The 20,838-nt window shown below is 68.1% G+C and carries 17 protein-coding genes and 9 pseudogenes; 14 read left to right on the top strand and 12 right to left on the bottom strand.

Annotation, left to right across the window (positions count from 1 at the left end):
- Positions 1-164: 164 nt before the first annotated feature.
- Positions 165-587 (bottom strand): annotated as a pseudogene (locus ACZ6IM_RS32310) (transposase); the annotation flags it as partial.
- Between the two features lie 416 nt (positions 588-1,003).
- On the opposite strand from ACZ6IM_RS32310, the pseudogene ACZ6IM_RS32305 reads away from it, so the two are divergent.
- From ACZ6IM_RS32305 to ACZ6IM_RS32290, 4 genes and pseudogenes are all read left to right on the top strand, one after another.
- Positions 1,004-1,510, top strand: a pseudogene (locus tag ACZ6IM_RS32305) (IS110 family transposase); the annotation flags it as partial.
- Between the two features lie 142 nt (positions 1,511-1,652).
- Positions 1,653-3,092: an IS21 family transposase gene (gene istA, locus ACZ6IM_RS32300; RefSeq protein WP_030873129.1), complete on the top strand. Its 1,440-nt coding sequence runs from the start codon at positions 1,653-1,655 to the stop codon at positions 3,090-3,092.
- Positions 3,089-3,859, top strand: coding sequence for an IS21-like element helper ATPase IstB (gene istB, locus ACZ6IM_RS32295; RefSeq protein ID WP_030873126.1), 771 nt, complete (start codon positions 3,089-3,091; stop codon positions 3,857-3,859). The genes istA and istB overlap by 4 nt, the downstream gene beginning before the upstream one ends.
- A gap of 58 nt (positions 3,860-3,917) precedes the next feature.
- Positions 3,918-4,611 (top strand): annotated as a pseudogene (locus tag ACZ6IM_RS32290) (transposase); the annotation flags it as partial.
- A 15-nt stretch (positions 4,612-4,626) separates the two neighbouring features.
- On the opposite strand, the pseudogene ACZ6IM_RS32285 reads toward ACZ6IM_RS32290, so the two are convergent.
- Positions 4,627-5,073, bottom strand: a pseudogene (locus ACZ6IM_RS32285) (IS5 family transposase); the annotation flags it as partial.
- A gap of 363 nt (positions 5,074-5,436) precedes the next feature.
- Here ACZ6IM_RS32285 and ACZ6IM_RS32280 point away from each other — a divergent pair.
- Positions 5,437-5,688, top strand: a complete 252-nt coding sequence (locus ACZ6IM_RS32280) for a hypothetical protein (protein ID WP_469561425.1) — start codon at positions 5,437-5,439, stop codon at positions 5,686-5,688.
- On the opposite strand, the gene ACZ6IM_RS32275 is transcribed toward ACZ6IM_RS32280, so the two are convergent.
- The 3 genes and pseudogenes from ACZ6IM_RS32275 to ACZ6IM_RS32265 form a co-directional block, all read right to left on the bottom strand.
- On the bottom strand, positions 5,679-6,524 hold the full coding sequence (locus tag ACZ6IM_RS32275; protein WP_469561446.1) for an aminoglycoside phosphotransferase: 846 nt from the start codon (positions 6,522-6,524) through the stop codon (positions 5,679-5,681). The two genes, ACZ6IM_RS32280 and ACZ6IM_RS32275, sit on opposite strands and share 10 nt — an antisense overlap.
- A 90-nt stretch (positions 6,525-6,614) precedes the next feature.
- A pseudogene (locus ACZ6IM_RS32270) lies at positions 6,615-6,751 on the bottom strand (transposase); the annotation flags it as partial.
- A 514-nt stretch (positions 6,752-7,265) separates the two neighbouring features.
- Positions 7,266-7,709: a MarR family winged helix-turn-helix transcriptional regulator gene (locus ACZ6IM_RS32265; RefSeq protein WP_052843827.1), complete on the bottom strand. Its 444-nt coding sequence runs from the start codon at positions 7,707-7,709 to the stop codon at positions 7,266-7,268.
- 110 nt (positions 7,710-7,819) lie between these two features.
- Between ACZ6IM_RS32265 and ACZ6IM_RS32260 the strand changes: the two genes are divergently transcribed.
- Complete coding sequence (locus ACZ6IM_RS32260) at positions 7,820-8,743, top strand: quinone oxidoreductase family protein (protein WP_469561443.1); 924 nt, start codon at positions 7,820-7,822, stop codon at positions 8,741-8,743.
- Between the two features lie 609 nt (positions 8,744-9,352).
- Here ACZ6IM_RS32260 and ACZ6IM_RS32255 read toward each other — a convergent pair.
- The gene (locus tag ACZ6IM_RS32255) at positions 9,353-9,733 is read right to left on the bottom strand and encodes a tautomerase family protein (protein WP_469561421.1); all 381 of its coding nucleotides are present in this window, start codon (positions 9,731-9,733) and stop codon (positions 9,353-9,355) included.
- A gap of 64 nt (positions 9,734-9,797) precedes the next feature.
- On the opposite strand from ACZ6IM_RS32255, the gene ACZ6IM_RS32250 reads away from it, so the two are divergent.
- Both ACZ6IM_RS32250 and ACZ6IM_RS32245 read left to right on the top strand, forming a co-directional pair.
- The gene (locus tag ACZ6IM_RS32250) at positions 9,798-10,286 is read left to right on the top strand and encodes a MarR family winged helix-turn-helix transcriptional regulator (RefSeq protein WP_469561418.1); all 489 of its coding nucleotides are present in this window, start codon (positions 9,798-9,800) and stop codon (positions 10,284-10,286) included.
- A gap of 249 nt (positions 10,287-10,535) precedes the next feature.
- Positions 10,536-10,802, top strand: a complete 267-nt coding sequence (locus ACZ6IM_RS32245; protein ID WP_469561415.1) for a hypothetical protein — start codon at positions 10,536-10,538, stop codon at positions 10,800-10,802.
- Between the two features lie 11 nt (positions 10,803-10,813).
- Here the strand turns inward: ACZ6IM_RS32245 and ACZ6IM_RS32240 are convergent.
- Positions 10,814-10,905, bottom strand: a pseudogene (locus ACZ6IM_RS32240) (IS5/IS1182 family transposase); the annotation flags it as partial.
- A 276-nt stretch (positions 10,906-11,181) separates the two neighbouring features.
- Between ACZ6IM_RS32240 and ACZ6IM_RS32235 the strand changes: the two are divergent.
- The 5 genes and pseudogenes from ACZ6IM_RS32235 (at position 11,182) to ACZ6IM_RS32215 (ending at position 16,361) form a co-directional block, all read left to right on the top strand.
- On the top strand, positions 11,182-12,090 hold the full coding sequence (locus ACZ6IM_RS32235; protein WP_469561413.1) for a zinc-binding dehydrogenase: 909 nt from the start codon (positions 11,182-11,184) through the stop codon (positions 12,088-12,090).
- 70 nt (positions 12,091-12,160) lie between these two features.
- Positions 12,161-13,078: an AraC family transcriptional regulator gene (locus ACZ6IM_RS32230; RefSeq protein ID WP_052843832.1), complete on the top strand. Its 918-nt coding sequence runs from the start codon at positions 12,161-12,163 to the stop codon at positions 13,076-13,078.
- A gap of 226 nt (positions 13,079-13,304) precedes the next feature.
- A pseudogene (locus tag ACZ6IM_RS32225) lies at positions 13,305-14,013 on the top strand (alcohol dehydrogenase catalytic domain-containing protein); the annotation flags it as partial.
- An 84-nt stretch (positions 14,014-14,097) separates the two neighbouring features.
- Entirely contained in the window at positions 14,098-14,790 is a 693-nt protein-coding gene (locus ACZ6IM_RS32220) for a TetR/AcrR family transcriptional regulator (protein ID WP_469561409.1), read from the top strand.
- 47 nt (positions 14,791-14,837) lie between these two features.
- Positions 14,838-16,361, top strand: a complete 1,524-nt coding sequence (locus ACZ6IM_RS32215; RefSeq protein ID WP_469561406.1) for an FAD-dependent oxidoreductase — start codon at positions 14,838-14,840, stop codon at positions 16,359-16,361.
- A 151-nt stretch (positions 16,362-16,512) separates the two neighbouring features.
- On the opposite strand, the gene ACZ6IM_RS32210 is transcribed toward ACZ6IM_RS32215, so the two are convergent.
- From ACZ6IM_RS32210 to ACZ6IM_RS32200, 3 genes and pseudogenes are all read right to left on the bottom strand, one after another.
- Positions 16,513-17,166, bottom strand: coding sequence for a class I SAM-dependent methyltransferase (locus tag ACZ6IM_RS32210; RefSeq protein ID WP_052843835.1), 654 nt, complete (start codon positions 17,164-17,166; stop codon positions 16,513-16,515).
- Positions 17,167-17,242: 76 nt separating this feature from the next.
- A pseudogene (locus tag ACZ6IM_RS32205) lies at positions 17,243-17,452 on the bottom strand (IS256 family transposase); the annotation flags it as partial.
- A 357-nt stretch (positions 17,453-17,809) separates the two neighbouring features.
- On the bottom strand, positions 17,810-18,577 hold the full coding sequence (locus tag ACZ6IM_RS32200) for a hypothetical protein (RefSeq protein WP_052843675.1): 768 nt from the start codon (positions 18,575-18,577) through the stop codon (positions 17,810-17,812).
- Between the two features lie 472 nt (positions 18,578-19,049).
- Here ACZ6IM_RS32200 and ACZ6IM_RS32195 point away from each other — a divergent pair.
- Positions 19,050-19,260, top strand: a pseudogene (locus ACZ6IM_RS32195) (Tn3 family transposase); the annotation flags it as partial.
- A gap of 150 nt (positions 19,261-19,410) precedes the next feature.
- On the opposite strand, the gene ACZ6IM_RS32190 reads toward ACZ6IM_RS32195, so the two are convergent.
- Complete coding sequence (locus tag ACZ6IM_RS32190; RefSeq protein WP_469561402.1) at positions 19,411-20,118, bottom strand: B3/B4 domain-containing protein; 708 nt, start codon at positions 20,116-20,118, stop codon at positions 19,411-19,413.
- A gap of 40 nt (positions 20,119-20,158) precedes the next feature.
- Positions 20,159-20,806 carry an FMN-binding negative transcriptional regulator gene (locus ACZ6IM_RS32185; RefSeq protein WP_469561400.1) on the bottom strand — a complete coding sequence of 216 codons (648 nt, stop codon included), beginning with the start codon at positions 20,804-20,806 and terminating at the stop codon, positions 20,159-20,161.
- Between the last annotated feature and the right edge of the window lie 32 nt (positions 20,807-20,838).

The raw sequence follows: 20,838 nt of genomic DNA, 5'->3' as shown, positions 1-20,838 counted from the left end.
CTTCAACCTTACGAGACATCAACGGGGGTTCACGCGGTTCACCCGTCCAGCCTTTCCCTCGCCTGTCGTTCCCCGATGGTCAGGGAACCCTTGGGCTTGAACGCTCAGCTTCACACCCCGCTGTTACCGGCGACGCATGTGAGCGCGGGAACGGATTACGGACACTAATCCGGGGTCAGCACATGTCTCCTTCCTTCGTGGCTTTCCCACTTAACGTGTGCGACTTCGTGTCGCACCTTGAGCCGGTTGATCCCGCACTCGACCGCGTGCCGGGCTTTGTAGTCCTCGCGGTCGAAGGCAGGAGGCCGCCCGCCGGCCTTCCCGCGCCGTTTGCGGTTGGCGGCCTGGTCGGCAGGCTCCGGGATCGTGCAGCGGATTCCCCTCATTCGAAGGTAGGCCCGGTTGGCGCGGGACGAATAGGCCCTGTCGCCCCGCACCCGCAGCGGACGGACACGGAGACGGCCCGGACCGGTGCGGGGCACCCGGATGGCATCCAGGACGGCGGCGAACTGAGGACTGTCACCACGCTGACCGGCGGTGACCAGCAAGGACAGCGGCCTCTGCCCTTGCTCGCAGGCCAGGTGGATCTAATAGCTCATCGGTGGGCCCGGGCAGGGAAGTGCAAGGGCTCGTCGAACGGCGAGCCGGAAGCCTGCCCCCGTTCCGGGATGAGATCCCCGTGTTCAGACCGGCTCCTGCTCGCCACCCGTCCTGCCGGGCGGAGATCTCAGGTGGATCCGGGACGGAAAGCCCTCATCGAAGACTGGTCCCGCCCGGCAGGAGTGTCGGTGTCAGGTTTCATGTCGCCAGCCCGCCGGCAGGGGCCAACCTCTCAGTAGTTCGCGAGCTTCGAGCTCTCTAACAGACCGAGGTCCCTGCCGGTCGCTGGAGACACGAACGGCTCATGAGATGGCGTGCCTTGAGCACTTCTATTAGGGCGCCGCGTGCTCCGCATGGAGCTGACCTGCAGCTTTGCTGCACTACGAGGTGATGGAGGAAGAGCTTGAGCACGATCTTCTGCGGCATCGACTGGGCCGAAGGGCATCACGACATAGCCCTGGTCGACCAGGACGGCAGTCAGCTGGCCAAGCTGCGGATCAGCGACGACAGCGCTGGGTTTCACGCGCTGATGGAACTGCTAGCCCGCCACGGAGACTCCGCCGAGGACCCGGTTCCGGTCGCCATCGAGACCCCGCGTGGTCTGCTGGTCGCCAGCCTGCGAGCCACCGGCCGGAAGATCTACTCGATCAACCCGCTGGCTGCCGCTCGATACCGCGATCGCGGCAGCGTCTCGCGGGCCAAATCCGACGCCGCCGACGCCCGAGTGCTGGCCAACATCCTCCGGACCGACCAGCATGCTCACCGGCCGCTGCCCCAAGACAGCGAAGCCGGCCAGGCTGTCGCGGTCCTGGCCCGTGCCCATCAGGACGCGATCTGGGATCGACAGCAGATGGTCAACCGGCTCCGCTCTCACCTGCGCGAGTACTACCCGGCTGCCCTGGTGGCTTTCCACGGCCCCGGCAAGCCAGGACTCGACTCCGCACGCGCTGTCGGCGTACAAGCGAACGTGCGCCACCTCGTACGGATGAAAGTGCACCGTTTTCGGTGCGGTGACGGGGTGCCGGCCGTGAGTCTGCTGCTGTCGGTTCGGGGTGGCAGGGAGGCGGCTGACGGTGGTCTTGGATCCGCATCGGTGGCTGGAGTTGAGGCGGTTCCGTTCGCTGTACGAGTCCGGTGCGATGAGCCTGCGGGAGATCGCGAAGGAGACCGGGCTGAACCGTCGAACGGTCAGCAAATACCTCAAGGACCCCGCTTCAATCGCCCCGCCGAAGAGAGACGCAGCAGGCCAGCGGCCTCGGCGGGTGGTGGACGAGGTTGCGCCGCTGATCGACGCGATGCTCAGGTCCGAGATCCTGCTCAAGGGAAAAGTGATCCATGAGCGCCTGGTCCAGGACTACGGAGTCACGATCAACTACCAGCGGGTGAAGCTCTACCTGCAGGAAGCCCGGCCCCGGATCGCGGACGAACTGGGCATCAGCCCGGGCGAGCTGGCGGGTCTGCACCGGCGGTTCGAGGTCGTCCCGGGAGCTCAGGCCCAAGTGGATTGGGGCGACGAGGGCAAGATCCTCGCTCATGTCGGCATCCCGAAGGTCTACTCCTTCCACATGACGCTCTCGTACTCGCGCGACCCGTTCTGCTGTTTCACCACCAGCCAGGATCTTGCGACGTTCTTCGACTGCCACCGAGCCGCGTTCGCGCACTTCGGCGGAGTGCCGATGAGCATCGTCTACGACCGCACCAAGACGGTCGTGCGCCGGCACGTCGCCCCGGGCGAGGCCGTCCCGCTGCATCCGGAGGCGGTCGCCTTCGCCGGGCACTACGACTTCGACATCGACGTGCTGGCCGCCTACCGGCCTCAGGGCAAGGGCCGGGTCGAGCGGCAGGTCGGCATCGTCCGCGACCACGTCCTCGCCGGGCGGGCCTTTGCCTCGGTCGAGGAGCTGAACGCGGCCTTCATCGCCTGGGTGCCCTTGCGGAGAGCGAAGGTCCACGGCACCCACGGCGAGGTCATCGGACACCGGGCCGTGCGCGATCACACCGCTCTCCGCCCGCTGCCGCAGACTCCTTACGTGGTCACCCAGCGGCATCTGCGGCACGTCGGCAAGGACTGTCTGGTCGCCTTCGACGCGAACCTCTACTCGGTGCCCGCCCGGAAGGTCCGTCCCCGCCAGCTGGTCGAGATCCGAGCCACGAAGACGCAGGTCAGCCTGCATGCCACGGTCCCCGACGCGGGCGGCCAGACGCTGCTGGCGGTCCATCCGCGAGCGGTCGGCCGCGGAGCGCGGGTCGTGGACGAGACGCACTGGGCCGGGCTGCCCACCGGCGCCGGCCGTCGTGTCACGACCGGCGACGCTCTGCCTTCGCCCCGCCGCGGCCAGTCTCTCGGGCCGGAGGCCGGACCGCTGCAGACCCTGCTGAACCGGACCGCTGCAGCAAGTGTCGAAGTCGGACGCCGTCCGCTGTCGGTCTATGACGAGCTGACCGGCACCCGCCCCTTCACCGCAAACTCCCCCTGCAAGGAAGCCCGTTGAGCGAGCTGACCAGCACCCGCATCCGCACCACCGCCGCCAAGCTCGGCCTGCCGCACCTGGCCGAAGCCCTGAACCAGTACGTCCAGCGGGCAGACGAGGCCAAGATGGGCTACCTCGATCTGCTCGACCTGGTGCTGTCCGAGGAACTCGCCGTCCGCGACGACCGCCGCTTCCGCAACGGCCTGCGGCTGTCGAAGCTGCCGCACCACAAGACCCTGGAGGACTACGACTTCTCCTTCCAGCCCGACCTCGACCCGCGCAAGGTCAAAGACCTGGCCACCCTGTCCTTCGTCGAGGACAAGGCCAACGTCGCTCTGCTCGGGCCACCCGGAGTCGGGAAGACGCACATCGCCGTCGCCCTCGCGGTCGCGGCCTGCCGGGCCGGCTACTCGATCTACTTCACCAGCCTCGACGACATGGTCCGCCACCTCAAGGCCGCCGAGGACCAGGGCCGGCTGATCAGCAAGCTCACCAGCTACCTCCGCCCCGCCGTCCTGGTGGTCGACGAGGTGGGCTACCAGCCGCTGGAACGGGCCGAGGCGAACCTGGTCTTCCAGGTCATCTCCAAGCGTTACGAGAAGGGCTCCATCATCCTGACCTCGAACAAGTCCTTCGGCGAGTGGGGCCAGGTCTTCGGCGACGAGGTCCTGGCCACCGCGATCCTCGACCGCCTCCTGCACCACTGCGAGGTCGTCCCGATCAACGGCAACAGCTACCGGCTCAAGAACCGCCTCCAAGCCATCGAACGGGACACCGACGTGGCCTGAGCAGTGGTGCACACAACTTCGTACTCGGTGGTGCACTCAGACGAGTACGCGGACACGCGCTCGCGTTGTGCTCGCTGCCGCACCCACCCCGGCCGCGGCGGCCAAATTCACCCGCAGCCAGTTGCGTGCCTTGCTCAAGCGAGTCGGGCGACCGCGATGCGGCATCGAGGCGGAAGTCGAACGGCTGAGGGAGATCTTCCGCGCGGACTACCTGCACCAGCTACCCCAGGTCGAAGTGGCCATGGGGTGCCAAACCATGGCTCTCGTCCAGCAGGTCAACGCCGCATGCGATTCCGTTGCCGACCTCGCCGCAGCGACAGAGGAGGAGTTCCTCGCTCACCCAGACGCCGACATCATCACCAGCTTCCCGGGACTGTCCGCTGTGTCCGGAGCTCGAGTTCTGGCCGAGGTCGGAGACGACCGAGAGCGCTTCGCGGATGCCAGAGCGATCAAGGCTTACGCAGGCGCTGCCCCTGTGACGCGGGCATCGGGCCGCAGCCACGTCGTCGTGGCCAGGACCGGTCAAGAACCAGCGACTCGCCGCCGCCGGATACATGTGGGCCTTCGCCTCTCTCCGATCCGACGCCCCACGGGTCCACTACGACCGGCGCCGAGCCGGAGGCGAACGCCACACCGCCGCCCTAAGAAACCTGTTCAACAAGCTCCTCGGCTGTCTCTACCACTGCCTTCAAAACCGCACGAAGTACGACGCCGGCCAAGCCTTCGCAACATCACTCGCACTCACTGCGTGAACCCTGCAGTTGACCTTCAACAACATGAGATGTCTTCGTGGTGAAGCCTCCCCGGGACCGGCCCAAGCCATGGTCCTCGGGTTCGGCGCGGGTCCCGCCCGGTGGCTCGTTCTGGGCATGGCCGTCACGGCGGGCGCCCTCAGCGTGCTGATGGGCCCGCCAGATCGTGGAATCGACGTTGACCTCCCACGTGATCAACCCGGCCGCGTCCGCCCGGACCTGCAGTCCGGTCAGCAGTTCGGACCAGGTGCCATCCCGCTGCCAGCGGCGGAAGAGTCCGTAGACCGTCTGCCATGGTCCGTACTCCTGCGGCAGATCCCTCCACGGAGCCCCCGTCCGCACCCGCCACCGGATCCCATCGATCAGCCTCCGCCGACCCAACGGCGGCCGGCCCAACACCGCAACCGGCAGCAACGGCTCCAGCACCGCCCACTGTTCGTCAGAGAGATCCCCTCGCCCCACACCGAGATCATCACAACGCAGGACGAGGGACTGGACCGACTCTCTAAAACACGGCCTAGCCCAGGCACTGCCGCCGCCGACAGCCCTCTACGGCCTTCCCACGGACGACCTGACGCACCTGACGCACCTGACGCACCTGACGCACCTGACGCACCTGAGTGTCCGCCAATACCAACGGCCCAATGGCGAGGTCATCGCCCTCTTGGCCGTAGCCCCGTCCGAAACCGACCGGGACCATGTCGTCCCCATGTCCGCGGAGCTGTTCCACGTCACGGCGTCCGTCATCCGCCGTCGCACCCTCCCACCGTCGGCAGATCCCACTGGTCAGCCGCCACGACAACCACGAAAGTTTGGAGATCGCCCATGCCGTTTCTGTTCCAACGGCATAACGACTCCCCTCCGGCCGCATTCAGCACGGCAGCCATCCAACAGATAGTCATTCACCGCGGTCAGGCAGCAGAGACACCCAGCAATCCGAAATCTGAGGTTCTCCCCGCACGACCTTCGAAGGATCTTCGTCATGAAGCTCCTCAACAGCGCGGCTACGTCGCTGTTCTCGACAAAGACGTGGTTCGCCATTATCAGGACGCCCACCCGACAAAGGACTACTCCTGAAGCGCCGCCAAGCTCTTCACCACAGCATCGGTTGCCCTTGAATACCGCTCTCGCTCACCAGGCTGAGCCCGCCCCGACGGGCCCACGTGCTCGCTCTGCGCGACAAGCCTGAAAATCAGTGCACGAATCAGCATCTGCTGCCAGTCAGGGTGATCGCTGCCAGCGGTCAGCAGGCCGGACGGGAGATCGAACCACAGCAGACCATCCACGACCACGATGGCCTCGGCGAACACCGGAGGCCGCCAATACGGCGAAAAGTCGATCACAACAGGCACTTCGTCCGCCGCGAAGAGGACGTTGCCGGTGAGATCGCCGTGAATGAGCTGCACTGCGTCCTGTTCGACCCGGCGCCTCAACCCCAGCAGAGCTGAGAACGGCGCGGAGAGGTCTTCGATCACATCGGTGTCGTGTTCGCCCCACGCCACCCGGTCGGCCACAGCCCACGGATGGGTACGCCGGTCAAGAAAGTCGGGCCGGGAGACCTGCCGCAGGGCTTTGTGGAAGGCACGGCCGGCGCTCAACACGCCCGCCCAGTGCCCCTGCGGACCCGGCTCACCGGTCAGGAACTCGCTGGCAGTCCAGCCGTCCACGACGCTCCGCCCGTCAGTGGCCCGGAGCGGCAGTGGAACGCGGAAGTCACTGCTCGGTGCCAGCCGCTCGAAAAGGGAAGCAGCCCACTCGACCTCGTCTTCAGGTCCCTCAGCGGGCTTGAACACAGACGCGCCGACGAGAACGCTTCGTCCTTGCCCGCCAACCAGCGGAACGGGAGTGCCCTTCACACCGAAGGCATCGAGGACGGCAGGGGGCGGGACGGCGTTGCCCGGCAGCTCAGTCACGCCGGGCATCCTGCCTGCACCACATCGCCCGACGCACCTTCTTTTCCCGCAGCCGGTCCAGCCTCCGCACCGGCTGGCGTGACTCTTCCGGCGTTCCCGATCGTCCGTCCACGAGGCGGGCAGATACGCTCCGGGGAGAATCAGCGTCCGCCCACTGCGGCACAAGCGAGGAAGACGCCGACCTGGCAGTTCTCGGTCCGTCCGGCGGTGCCGGAGTACTCCCGCCGCCACGCGGGCACAGAGCCCGGCCGGGAAGCGCCGGCGGCGGACCGGATGACCTACACCGCCGACTTCCCGGTGCCTCACCGGTTGCGGATCGCTCCCGCCGAAGGCACGTCGCCGCGGGAGTCCAGCCGCTACGAGAGAGCCACTATCGCCAGCCACCAGGCGGAGATGCGTACGAGGTTGCACCGTCTTCGGGAAGCGCAGGAGTCGACGAGTCGGTGATCCGGATCGACACGCCGTGCGGACGCCTGGCGGTGCCGAGTACCTCGCCGCGCTCGAAGAACCCGGCCGCGCGGTCCGTACGGTCTTCGCCTGCGACTGCCTCGCAACCCGGTCAGCGCCGGGAGATCCACGGCGGCTCCAGGTCGTGGCGAACCGGAGCTGGGCAAACACTGGCCTGCGCTACGGCAAGGACGGCGCCCTGACCGGCTCGGACAAGGAGCACGCCAAGACCTCGATGCCCGCCCTGCACGACGGAAGCAGCTCCTGGCAGCTGAAAGGACGCGTAGGTCGGCGTTACGCCTCGTACACCCGAGTCAGCAGCTCCATGAGCTGGCGACCTTCTGCCTCGCTGAGTGGTGCCAGCAACTCGGCGTTGGCCCGCTCTGCCAGTTCCGCACACCGCTCCAGGGTCTGCACGCCCGCCGGCGTCACTGTCACTGCGTTCTTGCGGCGGTCCCGCGGATCAGCCGCGCGCAGTGCCAGCCCGGCATCCTCCAGGTGGTTGACCAGGAGAACCACGTCCTTCGCGTCGAAGCCCAGTTGGCGCACCAAATCCGCCTGGGCGACCGGTCCGTGTTCACACACTGCCGCGAGCACGGCGTGATGGGTCAGCTTCAGCCCTTCCTCGGCGATTGCCTGGGCGACCAGTCTCCGGCCACGCGCCGCTACCTGCCCGGCGAGCCAGCTCGGCAGGGACTGGATGTGCGCCAAAGGGCGCGGGTGTTCGGCGCGAGTCATGGACGCAGGCTATCCGAAAGTCATTGGACGTCCCAATGATTTCGCCCTACGGTGGCCATCCATTGGGATCCCCAACGGTTTCCGTCCCCGTGTCACACCCGGAGGTGTCCATGCGTCGTGTCCGCTATGAGGCAAGCGGCGGCCCCGAGGTTCTTTTCACCGAGGAGGCTCCCGTTCCAGAACCCGGCCCGGGTGAGCTGCTCGTGCACACCGAGGCGATCGGAGTCACGCTGCCGGCTGTACGGAAGGTGCAGGAGGGGGCCGAGCCTGCCCCGCTCGGCGGCGAGATAGCAGGCACTGTCGTCACCGTCGGTGAAGGCGTCACCGGCTTCGTCGCAGGAGACCGCGTCACCGGGCTCTGCTTCTCCCACGCCTACGCCGAACTGGCCCTCCTCCACCAGACGATGGCCTCGCCCGTTCCCGACCGGGCGACCGCCGTGGACGCCGTGGCCATTGTCCGCAGCGGCCTCGTGGCACGCGGCGCCTACGAGGCCGGCCGTCCCCGCCCCCACGACGCCGTTCTGGTTACCGCAGCGGCCAGTACGGTCGGCACCCTTGCCCTGCAGTACGCGAAGGCAGGCGGGGCCTCCCGCGTGGTGGCGGCCGTCAGCAGCGCCGGCAAGGAGGAGTTCCTTCGCAGCCTGGGTGCCGACGAGGTCGTACTGTACGGGGACGATTCCTGGGGCGATCCCGTCGACATCGTCCTTGACGGGGTCGGAGGAGAACTCCTCAGGCCCGCGGTGCGCGCCCTGGCCCCCGGCGGCCGTCTGGTCGCCTTCAGCTCGGGCGGCGGCACAATCGACGCATACGAGCTGCTCATCCGGAGCGCCTCGGTCATCGGATTCCAGATGGCGGCCATCGCCCGGGGCAAGCCCGAGCTGTACGCGCGCTGGCTCGACGAGCTATGGGAACTTCACCGCAACCGCACGCTGCGCCCCCACGTATTCGCTCACATCCCACTCACCGAGGCAGCGCGCGCCCACGAGATCATCGAGTCCCGCCGTAACCTCGGCAAGGTCGTTCTGATCCCCTGAGACCAGGACAAGCACTCCGACCGACTCCGCCGTCCGGGGCGGCGCCCAACAGGGCCGTGACCTGCAGCCGCAGGAACGGCCGCGCCATGCCGCGCCGAACCGGTTCACGAGCATGGCCCGCCATGCTCCGTCGGCCCCGGAGCCCAGCGGGAGGGGCCGGCTCGTGCCGGGGCACCCTCACCTCGACTGCCACCTGCATCGCCCCCAGCGGTGTGACCCGGACACGCGTCAAGGGGCCAATGAGTTGATCTCGAAGGCCTGACGGAAGGTACCCGACAGCGGGGGGCCGGTTCACAGTCCTGGCTGATCGTCAGGTCAAGCCGCAGCTCGTCAGGGCCCTGCAGCGTCACCAAGGCCGCCGCCTTCCGCAGAGCATCGTGCGTCTCGGCCACCCCGTCGACGGCCTGGGAACGCTCCGCCTCGACCTCCGTGCGGCGGGCCTCGCTCTCGTCGTCGCGGTTTCTGACCAGATGGCAGAACGGCAGAACAAGGCAGTGTCAGCTGGGCGCGAGCGGCCGCTCCGGCCGGGGCAACGGGGCTGCGGGCCGCCTGGGCGGCCGGGTGGGCCTGCCAGTAGAACGGCACGTCATGAGGTGGCCCAGTTGGGGGTCATACGGCGAGGGCGCCGCCGACGAAGGTTCGTTCCGGCGGCGATGCCACGAGTTCGACCATGGTGCCCGTGCGGAGGTCATCACCGACGACGCGCGTGATCGCGTCGGTGAGCGCGGTGCCGAGGCGCCCGGTGATCTGAGCGGCGTCGGGGCGGTCGAAAACGCCGGCGCGGACACCCAAGATCACCGAGGCATTCGTGTCCACGGCCTTGCCGCCCTGCGCGAAACGGCCAGCAGGGACTCCAGCCAAGCGGATACTTACGAGGTCGCGGGCCCAATCACCATAAACGTCGACGATCGCGTCGGTCAGTGCGGCGACGAGCTCGGGCTCCTTGCCGGCCAGCCTGTTCTCCGGAAGGTGGACCGTCAGATGCGGCATAGTGGACCTCGTTCCCTTTGAACCCAAAGCCTTTGCTTTCAAAGGTATCCGGAAGAGGCCACTGATGTCCACGGAACCGGACGGTCCAGCCGTCGACGAGGCTGTCCGCACCCTGCTGTTGCTCATGCCACGGCTCGTCGGCCGCGCCAAACGCCTGCCCATCCCTCCGGCGCTCCAGGGCCTGGACCTGGCACCGCGGCACCTCGCGCTACTGGCCCACCTGGAGTACGACGGCCCCACCAGCGTCAACGACCTGGCCGCCCGGCTGGAGGTGGCCCCGACGACCGTCAGCCTCATGGTCAGCGAGCTGTCACGGCTGGCAGTCCTGCAGCGCACCACCGATCCCGCCGACCGTCGCCGCCGCATCATCGCCATCGCCCCCGCCTACGCCACACCGATCAGCGAATGGCTTGCCGGCAGTGCCTCTGCCTGGGAATGCGTCATGCGCGGTCTCAACCCCGCGGAACGCGCCACGGTCATCACCGCCCTGCACGCCTACGAAGCCGCCTTGGAGCAGGCGGGCGACCAGCATCGGAACACGCAACCGCGTTAACAGGCCTGGCAAAGTCGGCACATCGCGGCCTGCAGCCACAGCCACGCCCTATAGGTCGTGTCCGATGGGTCGTGTGAGCTGATCAGGGCTGTGCCCCGGTGTTCGCTGAACGAAGAGGCCCATGGCGCGCGACACAGCCGAAGCAGGGGCCGGGATGAAGGGGATCACGTTTGCGGCCTGGCACGGAAAGCACTACGTGACCTCGGCTGAGCTACTGGTTCGCATCGGTGGCTTCGGCCTGAACCTGACGTGCGCGTCGAATTCGACGAAAACGTCGATCCTCGCTGTGTCGAGATGGAGAGACGGTCCGCCGATGCCGGCACGGACACATTGACACGGCCGTCGCTGACGACCCCGTTCCTTCAGTTGATCGATGCCGAAGCGCGGGGGTTCGCCGGGGACGAGGTGATGCACGTCCTGACCGAATTCGACAGCTCCTCGTGGGACGTCAGGGCTGTCGACGAACGCGTACTGAGCGAACTCCGCCACCACTACCCAGGTGCCAAGGACCTCTGAGCGGGCGCCCTTCACTCCGGACCGAGCCACAGGCGATCGCCGCCACGGCGACCGTTCCATGGAAGACGTACGCCCGTTTGTCGAACCGTGTGGCGATGGCTCGGACCCCGCCGCCCGACGGAAGCGCTGACGCCTCGAGATCATTGCATTGCCGGGCGTGCCTGTGCCCGTGACAGCGTCATCCACCGGACCGGTGCGGGGCTCGACGCGCCGCGAGTCGCACTGACACAGATCGTCAACTGATTGATCCTCACGGGTCTGTTCGCTGTCCCGGTCCTGCGTAGGGTTTCAAGAAGACGGCAGTGCGGCATTTGCGCACTCGATCTGCTGCAGCGCCGAGAGTTCAGGCGCACCCACGAGAGAAGGAAACACACCCCCTATGCGCGCCCTTGTGGTCGATCACAGTGAGGCCGGACCTGTCCGGTTCGCCGATGTCGATGAGCCCGTACCGTCCGCCGGTGAGACGTTGGTGGAGATACGGCACATCGCTCTCAACTTCGGAGAGCTGAATTACGTGGACCAGTGGCCGGCCGGCGCTGTGCACGGTCACGACGCGGCCGGCGTCGTGGTGCGCGCCGCATCCGACGGCTCGGGGCCGCCCGAAGGTACGCGCGTCGCAGTGGGAATGGCTCCCCACGCGTGGGCGGAGCGGGTGGCAGTCAGCCCCGCCTCGCTCGGCACCGTCCCCGAGGGCGTGGACCTGGCCGACGCCGCAGCGCTGGGGATCGCCGGAGTCACCCCGCTCCGGGTACTGCGCAAGCGTTCACTGCTGGCGCGCAACGTTCTGATCACCGGCGCCAGCGGCGGCGTGGGGCACTTCGCCGTCCAGCTGGCGGCGCTGGCGGGCGCCCGGGTGACGGCACTCGTCGGTTCGCCGGAACGGGCCGCCGGACTCCGTGAACTCGGCGCCGACAACGTCCTGACCGACTTGGCCGAGGCCGGGGACCGGTTCGACCTCGTCCTGGACACGGTCGGCGGACCACTGGTGGCCCAGGCCTGGAGTTCCCTCGCCGAGGGCGGCACCATCCACCTGGTCGGTTACTCCTCGGGGCAGGAAACCACGTTCCCGTCAGGAACGTTGTTCGGCTTCGGCGAACCCCGCAGCATCGCCACCTACGGGGACATGACGCCGACCAGCGGGGAGCTGACGGACCTGCTGGACCTCATGGCCGCCGGGAGGCTCTCGGCACCGGTCGGACTGCGAGGCGACTGGCAGGACGTGGACGACGCCGTCCAGGCGCTGTTCGCGCGGAAGGTGCACGGGAAGGCCGTTCTTGACGTGGCCTGACACTGTGGACGAGGACACATGCGCCTCGCCCGCCGGTGGGCGGTTCGCCGTGGTGGACGAGAATGGACCCATGGATGTGCTGGCGGAGGTCTTGCGCCTTTCGGGTGCGCGTGGGGCGCTCGGGGTCGTGCTGAAGGCCGGAGGAACCTGGGGCCTGTGGCTGGACTCCTATCCAGGAGCGGCACTGCACGTGGTGTCCCGCGGCACTATGTGGCTCCACGTCACAGGCGAGAAGCCTCTTCAGGTGCAGGCCGGAGACGCCGTCCTGGTGTCGCCGGGCACCGCACACGGGATAGCCGGCGGCGCCGGCGTGACGATGGGTTCCTGCGACCGTGAGGCGGCGGCCCGGGCTTTCGGCGAAGGCCGGGCCCTGCGGCTGGGCTCGGCGCCGGTGGAGACGGAAGTGATCGTCCTGCACTATGAGCAGGACCCGGAGGTACGCACACCGGTGCTTACCTCCCTCGCGCGGCCGATGCACGTCACAGCCCGGGAGAACGCGCAGCTCAGAAGGACCGTCGAACTTCTCGCTGCTGAGCTCGCACAGCCTCAGATCGGCACCACCGCCGCCATCAACAGCATCGTCGACCTTCTGCTCGTCCAGTTCGTACGCGCCTGGCTGGCCCGCTATCCGCAGGAGCAGTCCGGCTCATGGTTGGGAGCGATGCGTGATCCGGTCGTGCGCGACGCCCTGGCATGTGTCCACGCCCAACCGGGACACCCCTGGACCACGGAGACCCTGGCCGCCGCGACGAGCGTCTCCCGGGCGACGCTGTCCAGGCGTTTCCGGTCCGCCCTCGGACAGACGCCGGGCGCGTACGTGACGCAGTGGCGCATCGACCTGGCGTCCGTCCGGCTCCGCGATACCGATGAGCCGGTCGAGTCGATATCCGGCGCGGTCGGATACGGTTCTCCGCACGCTTTCAGCCGTGCCTTCAAACGTGCCCGAGGCACGGCCCCGGGCGAGTACCGTTCCCGACTTCGCAAGTGACCGGCCTCGGGACTGGTGGGCTCGCATGTTGAAGTGTCGCGTACTCCTCGTTGAGGCCGTGCCCGGTGTCACCGTGTGTGGTCTCCGGAGGCGTATCGGCTCCAGGTTTCTCCTGCTTCGGTGACCAAGCATCAAGCGGCACGGCACAGGGCAAGGCGCCCAAGTCGTCAGTGACCGTGGCGGACACCCCAACAGCGGGATCGCCGTCAGCGGCTACGTTTATACGCTGACTGCCCAGCACGTCCGGGTCGAGGAGCGCGAGAACCCCAAGATCATCGAGCCGACCGACGCGCTCATCCGGCTGTCCGCGACCTGCATCTGCGGTTCCGACCTGTGGCCGTATCGCGGGATCGAGCCCGCCGACCACCAGGTCACGGGACACGAGTACGTGGGCGTCGTCGAAGAGGACGGCGACGACGTGAAGAACGTCAAGGTCGGCGACTTCGTCGTCGGGTCCTTCGTGATGTCCGACAACACCTGAGAGATCTGCCAGGCCGGCTTCCAGTCCAAGTGCGTGCACGCCGTGTTCGCCACGCCGGTCGGCACCAGGCGGAGAAGGCCCGCATCCCGCCGGCCGACGGCACCCTGGTCGCCACCCCGGCAACCCGACCCGGAGCTGTTCCCCGCCCTGCTCGCCGCCTCCGACGTACTCGGCACCGGCTGGTTCGCCCCCGACGCGACGCAGGCAGGGCCCGGTAAGACGGTCGCAGTGGTCGGTGACGGCGCGGTCGGCCTGATCGCGTTCCTCGCCGCTAAGGAGCTGGGCGCGGAGCGGATCATCGCGATGTCCCGCCACCCGGACGGCAGAAGCGGGCCCGCTACTACGGCGCCACCGACATCGCCGAAGAACGCGGTGAGGAAGGCGTCGCGAAGGTCAACGAGCTGACCGCGGTCTCGGCGCGCACTCGGTCATCGAGGCGGTCGGGACCCAGGAGTATGGCAGGCCCTCTTGGGCGGTCATTCTTTTTGGAGCGACAAACTAATTTGGAACATAGCTCCAAATGTGTCATGGTGGTGGCATGGCAACGAGGAGTCCCCGCTCAGAGCGGCGTAACCAGGTGCTTTCCCGCGAGCGGATCATCGAGACGGCGATCGAGTTGCTCGATGCGGGCGGTGAGGCCGCCATGACGACGCGGGCGCTCACCGAGCGCCTGTCCACCGGCTCGGGAGCGATCTACTACCGGGTGGGCAGTCGCGACGATCTGCTGGACGCAGCGACCGAGACGCTTGTCACCGCTGCTCTCGCCGCCGACTCCGTGGTGGGTTCGTCCTCGCCCGAGGACCAAATCCGCACTGTGGCGCTCGCACTGTTCGACGCGATTGCCGAGCACCCCTGGCTGGCGACGCGGCTGACCCGGCAGGTGGTCCGCAAGCCGTTCGGGACGGTGACGGTCGGCATCTTCGAGCGGATCGGCCGTCAGGTCTGCGCGCTGGGTGTGCCGCGGGCTTCCTGGTTCGACGCGGCGTCGACGCTGGTGCACTACATCCTCGGCGCCGTGAGCCAGAACACCCGGATGGAGGGCGACACTCCAGACGGTACGCACGACCTCGGCGCGTTCCTCGATGCGACCGCTGCGGCCTGGCAGGATCTCGACGCCGAGGACTACCCGTTCATGCACGCCGTCGTCTCGCAGATGCACGCTCACGACGACCGCGAGCAGTTCCTCACCGGCATCGCCGTAATCATCGACGGCCTCACCCGCCTCGGCTGACCCGCCCAGGTGGGCCCGTCCCCTTGTGTTTCAGACAGGAATCCCTCATGCGTGACGTAGTGATTGCGGGCGGCGGCCCGGTCGGTCTGTTCCTGGCCACCGAGCTGGCCCTGGGCAGTGCATCCGTCCTGGTCCTGGAGCAGGACCAGGAAGGCGCCTCGCCATGGAAGGCGCTCCCCCTGGGACTGCGTGGTCTGAGCGCGGGATCGGCCGAGACGTTCTACCGCCGCGGCCTGCTGGATACCGTGCTCAGCGCCTCGCACGCCGATCCGGCCAAGGTCGGTGCTGCCCCCGACCTGACCGAAGCGCCGGACCCCCGCGACGTGAGCCACTTCGCCGGCATGGGCCTGGACGCGGCCGACATCGACGTGGCCTCCCTTCCGTTGCGGCTGCCCAGCCCGGCGATGGAAGGCTTCATGACCAGCCTGGAGGCGGTCACCTCGGTCCTGGCCGAACGCGCAGCTGAGCTGGGCGTTCAGATCGTGCGCGGCACGCCCGTCACGGCTTTGGCACAGCACGCCGACCACGTCACGGTCACCGCCGGCGGCCAGGAGTACCGGGCCCGCTACCTGGTGGGCTGTGATGGCGGGCGCAGCACGGTGCGCGGCCTGGCCGGCTTCGACTTCGTCGGCACGGACCCGCTGTTCACCGGCTACGCCGCCCATGTCACCTTCGCCGATCCCGACCAGCTGCCTTTCGGCTTCCACCTGACCGACAACGGCATGTACCTGCGCACGCCCTTCCCCGGTCACATAGGCATGATGGATTTCGACGGCGGCGCCTTCGACCGGTCGCAGCCGCTGACCCGCGAGCACCTCCAAGAGGTCCTTCGCCGTATCACGGGCACCGACGTGACGCTGAGCGAGATGCATCTGGCATCGAGCTTCACCGACCGCGCCATGCAGACCACGACCTACCGCAACGGCCGCGTCCTACTGGCCGGGGACGCCGCGCACATCCACTCACCACTCGGCGGCCAGGGCCTGAACCTGGGCATCGGCGATGCCGTGAACCTCGGCTGGAAGCTCGCGGCGACCGCGCGCGGCACCGCGCCCGAGGGCCTGCTCGACACCTACACGAGCGAACGCCACCCCGTGGGCGCTGCGGTCCTCGACTGGTCGCGTGCCCAGGTAGCGACCATGAAACCGGGCCCCAACGCACCCGCGCTGCGCAAGCTGGTCCACGAGCTGCTGCGCACCACCGACGGCACGACCCTCGCCTACCGGCGCACGGCCGGCCTGTTCAACCGCTACGACCTGGGCGATGCCCACCCCCTCGTCGGAAACACCGCCCCCGACTTCTGCTTCGAGGACGGCACCCGCCTCGGCGACCTGCTGCGCCACGGCCGGGGCGTCCTGCTCGACTTCGGTGCCGACGACACCCTGCGGTCTGCGGCCAAGAGCCACCAGGACCAGATCGTGTACCGGTCCGGCCCGGCGCGCAACGCCCTCGGCTTCACAGCGGTGCTCGTACGTCCGGACGGCGTCGTGGCCTGGGCCGCGGCACAAGACCGTGACCCGAGCTCCTTCCAGCAGGCCGCCACCCGCTGGTTCACCCCCGCCCAGCGCTGAACCCGGCCTCCGCCCATCACCGACGGGCCGCCGGACATCCCACCCAGAAGCCAAGTCCGGCAAGGGAGATGAACTTTTCGCCCTGTGGGCCATGGAATTCTTCAAGCGCGACCCAGGAGTCATGGTCAATACCTGTGGATCTGAGCCGCGCTCATGTCGCCGTGGGCTTGCGGGCGAGGATCTGGATCCCCGTCGACTCATGCCCGTTCATGGTGGCCACCGTGATGGTCCGGGTGTCGACGGTTTCGAACCCGGTGAGCAGGGTGGAGAGCCACTCGCGGGAGTGGTGGCGACAGACCGCACCGTCGCCGGTCTCGAACACGCCATAGCTGCCGTAGTGGTCGGCATAGCGGCTGTAGCGGCTGCGGTTCCGTTCGTCGTCTTGCAGCAGAAGGTCGCTGATGTAGAGGATCCCGCCGGGCTTGAGGATGCGGTTCAGCTCGGCTGTCAACCGGTGTTGGGTTTCATCGCTGGGGACGCAGGTGAGCACGGCGAAGAGCAGAGCTGCGTCGAAGATGGCGCCGGGGTAACGCGACACCGGTGGTGCGTCCAGGGTCGCAAAGCGCAGGGTGGGGTGAAGGTAGCGGGCCCGTTTGATCATTGCTGGCGAGGTGTCGGCGCCCGCGAGGTTGTCGAAGCCGTGCTGTTCGAGCTCCGCCATGGTGCGGCCGTAGCCGCATCCGTAGTCGAGGATCGCGGCGTGCCTGCCGATCCCGTCGAGCCAGGGCAGATGGAGTGGATGGGTGAACGTCTTCGTGGCCGCGGAGGCATCCCAGTAGGGAACCTGGCTGTCGATGTCGGACATGACGATCGTCTCCCTGGGGGCTTGACTGATGCCGGTCATGCTTCCACCGAGGTGGGGAGCTCGAAGAGCCCGCCCCGTTCACGGCCCGCCACCGCTGCTCGACGGACTCGACGAGCTTGAAGACCATCGCCAGGGCAGCGGTGCGGGAGCCGGCGCCGCAGGTGACCTTGGTCCGCAGACAAACGCCGGAGAACGTGGACTCGATGGGATTCCTGGTCCGCAGATGGATCCGATGCCCGGCCGGGAGGTCGTAGCACGCCAGCAGCTGCTCCTGGTCGTCGGTGATCACCTGCATCTGATTGCGCACCAATGGCGGAGCCGCACCGCCGCCCGGCCACACAGGGGGCGCGACCGGGCGGCGGGCAGCCGGGCACGGAGCTGACGGCGTCCGAGGCCTGGCCGGTGTTCCCGCAGGACGCTCGCCGCCGCAGCGAACCCGTACCCGTCGTTGGACTGGAAGCCGCCGGTTCCCCATCCTCTAGGAGGCGGCGAGGCCGTTGTCCCCGGCACCTGGGCTGCTCCCATGCCCCACTGAGGCCCATGCGCGTCCGCTCGCGGTCGGCCAGGAGGCAAGGCGTCGACCGTGGCGCCGTTGCCCCCCCTGTTCTGCCCCGTCAGTCCGCCAGCGCCAGCACCGCGGACATCACTTCACCACGACGTTGTCTCCGGACGACGTCGACGGCCCGGTGGTGGTGTTGCCGTAGTACACCCAGCGCCACATACCCGTCCTGGAGGCCTTCACGGTCGTCCTGAGGTCACCCGAGCCGTTCGCGTACACCTTCTTCACCGTGGAGTAGGAGGCGGCGCCGGCGGGCTTGAACTGCAGGCTCACCTGGCGGCCTCCGTAGGCGGCGTACTTCCTGGTCTCCCAGTTGGCCCGCGTGACCTTTCCGGTCACGGTGATGGTCCTGCCCTTGGACACCGGTTCGGGCGAGGCGTTGACGGTCAGGTGGGAGTTGCGCTTGACGTGGACCGTCATACCCTCGTCGTCGGTGTCACCGCCGCCGCCCTTGAAGAACACCTCGGCCCCGACCTTCCAGGCCCCGGCCTCGCTGTTGCGCATCCCCCACTCGCTGGGGTCGAAGTACATCGTCTCGTTGAAGTCGCAGACTCCCGAGCTCACCTTGATGCAGTCGCTCGTTTCGATGGCGTGCCACAGCCGCTCACCCGACGCACCACCGCGGTACAGGAACACCGCCGGCCACTTCCACTGACGCGTGGTCGCCATCCGGAATGAGGCGGGCACCGAGACCTCGTTCGACACCCCGATGACGATCGACTTGCCGCCGTTCACCCGGACACGGGTGAACGAGACCCCGCCCTCCGCGGCCCCGGCCGGCGCCGCGGCCACGGCCGTGAACACCGCCGCCGCACCACCGGCCACGACGACTCTCCAGACCTGCTTCCCCACCTGATCCCCACTCTCCGTACGCGAAGGCGCCGAAGGCTCATTCCTCCAGCGCTGTACAGACAGCCGGCATCCACACGGGGTTGTACACCCGCGCATCACAATGGGGCATCAGACAATCCCCGCCCCTGTGAGGCGGAGAGGCCGTCGCGTCCTGCCACGCCGTGCCCGCGCGGTGTGTCCCGCGGTCAGCGCGGCACAGAAGCGGGGCACTGTGCGCATTGCTCGTATCGGTGTGAACACCCGATACGAGAGGAGGGCGCGTGACACCTGCCGAGCGCTTCCGCGGTGTCTACGGAAAGCAATACCCGCGGGTCCTCGCCTACGCCACGAGCCTGGTCGGACGGCAAGTGGGAGAGGACATCACCAGCGAGACCTTCACGGTCGCCCGGCGACGCCTGGGCGACATGCCTCCCCTCCGTTGCCCCCCCGTTGCCCTGGCTGCTGAGCGTGGCCCGCCATCTGGTGCGCGAACGCCCCGTCGCCGAAGTACTTCGAGTTCAAGCGGGTATCACCTGGCTCAACGCCGTCAATGACCAGGCCGCGGGCATCGGGCAGATGGTCGTCCCCGGCACCCCGCGACTCCCTGTACATCCTGGGGTTCCCTGCCGAACCTCGACGGCGGCGTGAAGCCGGAGCTGGTGGCGACCGACAACGCCTCGTACTCCGACATGGTGTTCGGCCTGCTCCTCAACGTCGTCGTGCTGCGCGATCCGCATGCGCTGGCGCTGGCGCTGGAGGACGACGATGACGGCGGTGGCCAGGAGTGAGCACCAACGCCCGAACGAGGTGCTGTTCAGCCTGCGCTGCCCACTGAGATGCCAGGGGGCGTTGTGTCAGAGGGTGACCTGCGGGTGTGCGGGGCTGAGGTAGTGGACGGCGCTCTGGGCGGAGTGTTCGGTGAGCAGGACCCGCAATTCCTCCGCGGCGGTGGTCAGGCGGTGGCCGTCGCGGGTGGCGTTCAGGGTTTCGAGGACGAAGGCGACGTGGGTGGAGTCTTCGGTGACGCGGGTGCGGTGGGCGTCCCGGTGGTTCCAATGACGGGTGAGGACGTCGGTGGTGTCGGTGTAGATGATCTCGCCTGGCTTGGGGTTCTCGACGGTGTCGGGTTCGCCGAGCGGGGTGAAGGTCTCGGTGCCTTCGGCGTAGCGGATCTCGACGTCGCCGGTGACGTGGTCGAGGTCGAAGGCGCCGGCGGGCAGGCCGTGGCGTACGGAGACGGCGTTGTAGGAGTCGACGGCCGGGTTGATGCGGGGCAGGGTGCCCTTCTTCGCCAGGCGGCGGCCGAGGGCGTCGACGCTGGGCCGGATGCGGCGGGGGTTGGTGCCGAAGGAACGGTAGGCGGTGTGCCACGCCTCGATGCGCGGGTCGCTCTCGTCGGCGGGGGCCCAGGTGCCGGAGGCGAGATCCTGCTCCAAGTCCTCCACTGCGGCAACGGTGTGGGGCCAGGACTCGCGGCCGTTCATGCCGGTGGCGGTGACGACGGCGATGAGCGTGTCGGGGAAGGCGTCGGCGACGGCGTGGCTGATGCGGAAGGCGGTCATCGTGGGAGCAGTTCCGTTCTGTGAGCGGGTCGGGGGACGGTCAGGGCTTCCAGGTGCCGATGCGGTCCAGGCGGCGGAGCTGCTGGGCCGCGGTGGGTGCGTCCAGGCCGGTGCCGCGTTCGGTGAGCCGGCGGGCGGTGTCGGTGCGCTGTTCGGCGGGCTTGTGGTCGTCGTACTTGAACTTGGCGCGGACCTCGGTGACGTTGAGGCGCAGGCCGCGGATGCCGGGCAGCATCCGCCCGTAAGGGGGCTGGTCTGTTTCGATGGGGGCGTGGTCGCCGTCGGGCTGGAAGTGGGCCATCTGGCGTCGCAGCAGTTCGGCCTTGGCCTCAGGGTCGTCGACGATGGTGGCCTGGCAGGTGAACTGGACAGCGGCGTAGTAGCTGGTGGGCACTCCGTCGGTGGGCGGGAGGTCGGGCTTGGCGCGCCAGGGTCCGGGGATGAAGGCGTAGTCACCGGTGACGGTGAAGGTGACGTTCGGGTCGACCTCGATCGTCTTCCAGACGGGGTTGGGGCGGGCGAGGTGGATCAGCAGGGCGGTGCCGTCGACGGTGAAGTGGGTGGGCACGGTGATCGGTGCGTGTCCGAGCAGGCCGTTGACGCTGAGGATGCCGAAGTCGTGGCCGTCCGAGATCCAGGTCTGCCATTCGGTGTCGTCCAGTGCGGCGTCCCAGGGCTGGATGAACATCGCCGGGCTCCTTCCAGAGGTACGGGGGTGCG

It is taken from the genome of Streptomyces sp. NPDC042336 (assembly GCF_055581985.1).
This window is presented reverse-complemented; position numbering and strand designations above follow the sequence as displayed.

Coding starts and splice junctions, on each gene's coding strand:
- ACZ6IM_RS32260 (WP_469561443.1), top strand. CDS start 7,820: ATGCGTCGTGTCCGCTATGAGGCAAGCGGCGGCCCCGAGGTTCTTTTC.
- ACZ6IM_RS32230 (WP_052843832.1), top strand. CDS start 12,161: ATGGATGTGCTGGCGGAGGTCTTGCGCCTTTCGGGTGCGCGTGGGGCG.
- ACZ6IM_RS32265 (WP_052843827.1), bottom strand. CDS start 7,709: ATGACTCGCGCCGAACACCCGCGCCCTTTGGCGCACATCCAGTCCCTG.
- ACZ6IM_RS32220 (WP_469561409.1), top strand. CDS start 14,098: ATGGCAACGAGGAGTCCCCGCTCAGAGCGGCGTAACCAGGTGCTTTCC.
- ACZ6IM_RS32215 (WP_469561406.1), top strand. CDS start 14,838: ATGCGTGACGTAGTGATTGCGGGCGGCGGCCCGGTCGGTCTGTTCCTG.
- ACZ6IM_RS32210 (WP_052843835.1), bottom strand. CDS start 17,166: ATGTCCGACATCGACAGCCAGGTTCCCTACTGGGATGCCTCCGCGGCC.
- ACZ6IM_RS32190 (WP_469561402.1), bottom strand. CDS start 20,118: ATGACCGCCTTCCGCATCAGCCACGCCGTCGCCGACGCCTTCCCCGAC.
- ACZ6IM_RS32250 (WP_469561418.1), top strand. CDS start 9,798: ATGTCCACGGAACCGGACGGTCCAGCCGTCGACGAGGCTGTCCGCACC.
- ACZ6IM_RS32185 (WP_469561400.1), bottom strand. CDS start 20,806: ATGTTCATCCAGCCCTGGGACGCCGCACTGGACGACACCGAATGGCAG.
- ACZ6IM_RS32255 (WP_469561421.1), bottom strand. CDS start 9,733: ATGCCGCATCTGACGGTCCACCTTCCGGAGAACAGGCTGGCCGGCAAG.
- ACZ6IM_RS32280 (WP_469561425.1), top strand. CDS start 5,437: ATGCCGTTTCTGTTCCAACGGCATAACGACTCCCCTCCGGCCGCATTC.
- ACZ6IM_RS32235 (WP_469561413.1), top strand. CDS start 11,182: ATGCGCGCCCTTGTGGTCGATCACAGTGAGGCCGGACCTGTCCGGTTC.